Annotated in this window: 3 protein-coding genes and 4 pseudogenes; 2 read left to right on the forward strand and 5 right to left on the reverse strand. The window is 69.5% G+C overall.

The genetic code is table 11. The features are described 5' to 3' along the window. Positions 1–18: 18 nt before the first annotated feature. Positions 19–554, forward strand: a pseudogene (locus tag NF20_RS26010) (response regulator); the annotation flags it as partial. A 14-nt stretch (positions 555–568) separates the two neighbouring features. After that, positions 569–1,073: pseudogene (locus NF20_RS06145) on the forward strand (winged helix-turn-helix domain-containing protein); the annotation flags it as partial. Positions 1,074–1,159: 86 nt separating this feature from the next. Here the strand turns inward: NF20_RS06145 and NF20_RS26015 are convergent. From NF20_RS26015 to NF20_RS06165, 5 genes and pseudogenes are all read right to left on the reverse strand, one after another. Next, a pseudogene (locus tag NF20_RS26015) lies at positions 1,160–1,481 on the reverse strand (hypothetical protein). A 184-nt stretch (positions 1,482–1,665) separates the two neighbouring features. Further along, positions 1,666–2,615: pseudogene (locus NF20_RS06150) on the reverse strand (exopolyphosphatase). Beyond that, positions 2,609–3,097 (reverse strand): DUF501 domain-containing protein, encoded by a 489-nt coding sequence (locus NF20_RS06155; protein ID WP_003872730.1) that lies wholly within the window; start codon positions 3,095–3,097, stop codon positions 2,609–2,611. The pseudogene NF20_RS06150 and the gene NF20_RS06155 overlap by 7 nt, the downstream one beginning before the upstream one ends. Beyond that, entirely contained in the window at positions 3,090–3,767 is a 678-nt protein-coding gene (locus tag NF20_RS06160) for an FtsB family cell division protein (RefSeq protein ID WP_023873943.1), read from the reverse strand. The genes NF20_RS06155 and NF20_RS06160 overlap by 8 nt, the downstream gene beginning before the upstream one ends. Position 3,768: 1 nt before the next feature. Beyond that, the coding region (locus NF20_RS06165; protein WP_033717229.1) for an enolase C-terminal domain-like protein at positions 3,769–4,223 on the reverse strand (455 nt) is incomplete at its 5' end.

Consider the following 4,223-nt stretch of genomic DNA (forward strand, 5'->3'; position numbering starts at 1 on the left):
TGCTGAGGAGCGGCGCAGATGACTCGCGTTTTGGTGACGACGACGAGCCGCAGATCCTGCGCGCGCTGCGCATCAACCTGTCGGTGCGCGGGTACGAGGTGGTCACCGCGTCGACCGGCGCGGGCGCGTTGCGGGCCGCCGCCGAGCACAAACCCGACGTGGTGATCCTCGACCTCGGGCTGCCGGACATCTCCGGGATCGACGTGCTGGCGGGGCTGCGCGGTTGGCTCACCGCGCCGGTGATCGACCTCGGGCTGCCGGACATCTCCGGGATCGACGTGCTGGCGGGGCTGCGCGGTTGGCTCACCGCGCCGGTGATCGTGTTGTCCGCCCGCACCGATTCGTCGGACAAGGTCGAAGCGCTGGACGCCGGGGCCGACGATTACGTCACCAAACCCTTTGGGATGGACGAGTTCCTGGCTCGGCTGCGGGCGGCGGTGCGCCGCAACACCGCGGCCTCCGAGATGGAACAGCCGGTCGTCGAAACGGAGTCGTTCACCGTCGACCTGGCCGCCAAGAAGGTCACCAAGAACGGCAGCGAGGTGCACCTCACCCCCACCGGGCTGCCGACATCTCCGGGATCGACGTGCTGGCGGGCTGCGCGGTTGGCTCACCGCGCCGGTGATCGTGTTGTCCGCCCGCACCGATTCGTCGGACAAGGTCGAAGCGCTGGACGCCGGGGCCGACGATTACGTCACCAAACCCTTTGGGATGGACGAGTTCCTGGCTCGGCTGCGGGCGGCGGTGCGCCGCAACACCGCGGCCTCCGAGATGGAACAGCCGGTCGTCGAAACGGAGTCGTTCACCGTCGACCTGGCCGCCAAGAAGGTCACCAAGAACGGCAGCGAGGTGCACCTCACCCCACCGAGTGGGGATGCTCGAGGTGCTGGTCCGCAATCGGGCAAGCTGGTCGCCGCGAGGAGCTGCTCAAGGAGGTCTGGGGCCGGCGTATGCCACCGAAACCATTACCTGCGTGTGTATCTCGCGCAGCTGCGCCGCAAGCTGGAAAACGACCCGTCGCACCCCAAACACCTGCTGACCGAATCGGCATGGGGTATCGATTCGAGGCGTGAGCGAGGCGATTGCGGTGCGGGCTGCGGCCGGCACTACCGCCTCGCCAGCCCCACCGGCCACTCGCGTCCCCGCGCCGGGCACTCGGTTAAGTGCCCGCCTCACAGCGACAACGGGCCGCCTCACGCAGGCCAAGACACGCTGATGGATTCGGTGTTCGGTGGAGCGCGGCATGCCGCCGGCCGTATCGGCCCGGCCGAGCCGGCGTACCCGCCCATGCACGATCTCCCAACGCAGCGCATCCGACACCGCCTTCGACGGCCGGCCTGCACGCAAAAGCCATGCCAGTCAAGCGCTTTGATCAGCTCGCCGATGTCGGCCGGTCCGTGCACGGCCAGCTGCATCGCCAGCACGTAGCGCAGCTCTATTCCCTTGAGTAGTAGTCGATTCATTGCCGAACCGTCCCACACGGTGTGACATCCCCGGTTGTCGCTCAGAGGCGGGCACTTAACACCTCGCCTCCAGCGGGGACATCCGTGAGGGACATCGAGCGGGGACGTCCGTGAGGGACCTCCAGCGGGGACGTCCGTGAGGGACCTCCAGCGGGGACGTCCGTGGGGGACCTCCAGCGGAGACGTCCGTGACCCAAGTGGCCTACCCCGCGATGGACAGCACGATGCCGTCCAGGATGTCGTGCTCGCTGACCGTCAGCTCGTCGATGCCCGCGCGGGCACGGAACTCCCGCGCCAGTTCCTCCACCACGACCGCGCCTCCGGCGATCACGTCGGCCCGCCCCGCATGCATCGGCGGCAGCGCCGCGCGCTGGGCCCGCGTCATGCCGATCAGCCGTTCGCACACCGCCAGCAGATCCCGCCCACTCACCCGCGAAAGATGAATGGCCGCAGAATCATACGCCGGCAAATCGTGAGCCAGCGCCGACAGCGTGGTCATCGTCCCGGCCACCCCGACCCAGGTTCGCGCCCCTTCCACGGGCACCACCCCCAGCGCGACCTCGAGCCGTTCGCGCACCACCTGACGGGCCAGCGCCACCTCCTCGGGCGTCGGCGGGTCGGAATGCAGGCATCGCTCGGTCAGCCGCACGCAGCCGATGTCGGCCGAGTGGCTCGCCGTCACCCCGTCACTGCCGCCGACCACGATCTCCGTCGACCCGCCGCCCAGATCAACGACCACGAAAGGACCGGCCGCACTGTCCAATTCGCCGACCGCCCCGCGGAACGACAGCTCGGCCTCGTCGGCGCCGGTGATCACTTCGGCCACCGCACCGGGCAGCACCGCGCCCAGCACGTCGGCCGTCATGGAAAAGAAGTCGGCCCGGTTGCCGACGTCCCGGGCGCCGACGTGGCCACCATCCGCACCCGCTGCACACCATGTTGTTTCAGCAGATCCGCGTAGTCGCTCAGCGCCGCGCGGGTGCGCGCGATGGCCTCCGGCGCGAACTCCCCGGTCGCGTCCACACCCTGACCCAACCGCACGATCCGGGTCTCACGGTGCACGTCGCGCAGCCGGCCGTCGCGCACGTCGGCGATCAGCAACCGGATCGAGTTGGTGCCGCAGTCGATTCCCGCGAGCCTGCCGGTCACCATCGGCCCTCCTGTAAAACTCCGGCCAGCGCGGGATCGGCGGCCAGGATCGACAACGCCTGGTCCCCAAAGGGATTCACGCCCGGCCCCTTGGCCAGCGAATGAGCGATCAGCACGTGCAGGCACTTGACCCGGTCCGGCATGCCGCCGGCCGAAAACGTGGTGCCCAGGGGTTCGATCGCGTCCCGTTCGGCCAGATACGACTCGTGGGCACGCCGGTACGCGGCCGCCAATTCCGCGTCCTGACTCAGCCGCTCGGTCATCTCCCGCATCAACCCCGTCGTCTCCAACCTGCTCGCGGCCGCCGTCAGCGCGGGATGCGTCAGGTAGTACAGCGTTGGAAACGGTGTTCCGTCAGGGAGTTTCGGCGCGGTCTTCACCACACCGGGTTCGCCGTTGGGACACCGGTAGGCGATGGCGAGCACCCCGCGCGGTTCACGCCCGAGTTGACGCGCCACCGCATCCAGGTCGGCGCGATCAACCACCGGGACCCGCGGGATTCGGTGCGGGCGGCGGAACCGGACCGGGCGGACCCGGTTCGGCCGGGGGAGCTTGCGGGACAGCAGGATTGGCCGGCGGCAGGTGCGGAGCATCGGCGATGGTGTGCCACAGCGAGGTGTACCACGGGTCGTTGTTGACCGGCTTCGCCGACGGCGATCCCGGCTGGGTGGGTTCGGCGGCGGTCGGCGGAAGCTGAACCTGGAACGGGATGTCCCCGGGCTTGACGAAGCCGAGCCGCTCGCGGGCCTGGGCCGCGATATAGGCCGGGTCGGCGAGTTTGGCCTTGCGCTGCTCCAAGTCGGCGATCTGGCGGCGCAGCGCCGCCTCGCTGGCGGCCAGCTGATTCATCTCGGTGCGCTGGGCGAAATAGGTGCGCACCGGCCCGGCGATGGTCAACGTCAGCACGCAGATCACCGCGGCCAGCACCGCCGCGCGCCGGGCGGTGAAACCCAGCCGCTGCTCGGAGCGCTGCTCCACCGACTCGGCGGCCTGCCGCACGATGGGTTCGACCACCGGCTCGTGCTGCGCCCGGGCGGTCTTGCGGGCGGTGACGGTCTGCGACGGCTTGGCCGCGCGACGGCGCCGAACCGAATCGCCGGCCTTCCCCGGCCGCGATGCCGGGGAGCGGCGCTTCGGATCGGGCTTGGCGGGCAAGCTATCTGGTCTCCAACGCGAACCGCGGGAAGGCCAGGTCGCCGGCGTAACGCGCGGCGTCGCCGAGCGCCTCCTCGATCCGCAGCAGCTGGTTGTACTTGGCCACCCGCTCGCTGCGGGCCGGCGCTCCGGTCTTGATCTGCCCGCTGCCGACGGCCACCGCCAGGTCGGCGATCGTGGTGTCCTCGGTTTCACCGCTGCGGTGGCTCATCATCGTGCGGTAGCCGCTGTGGTGGGCCAGCGCGACGGCGTCCAGCGTCTCGGTCAGCGTGCCGATCTGATTCACCTTGACCAGCAACGCATTTGCGACGCCCTTCTCGATACCCTCTTCCAGGCGTTCGGGATTGGTGACGAAGACGTCGTCGCCGACGAGCTGCACCCGGTCGCCGATCGACGCGGTCAGCGCCGCCCAGCCGTCCCAATCATCTTCGGACAGCGGGTCTTCGATGGACACCA

The sequence above is a fragment of the Mycobacterium sp. MAC_080597_8934 genome (genome assembly GCF_000523975.1).
Classification (GTDB): domain Bacteria; phylum Actinomycetota; class Actinomycetes; order Mycobacteriales; family Mycobacteriaceae; genus Mycobacterium; species Mycobacterium avium.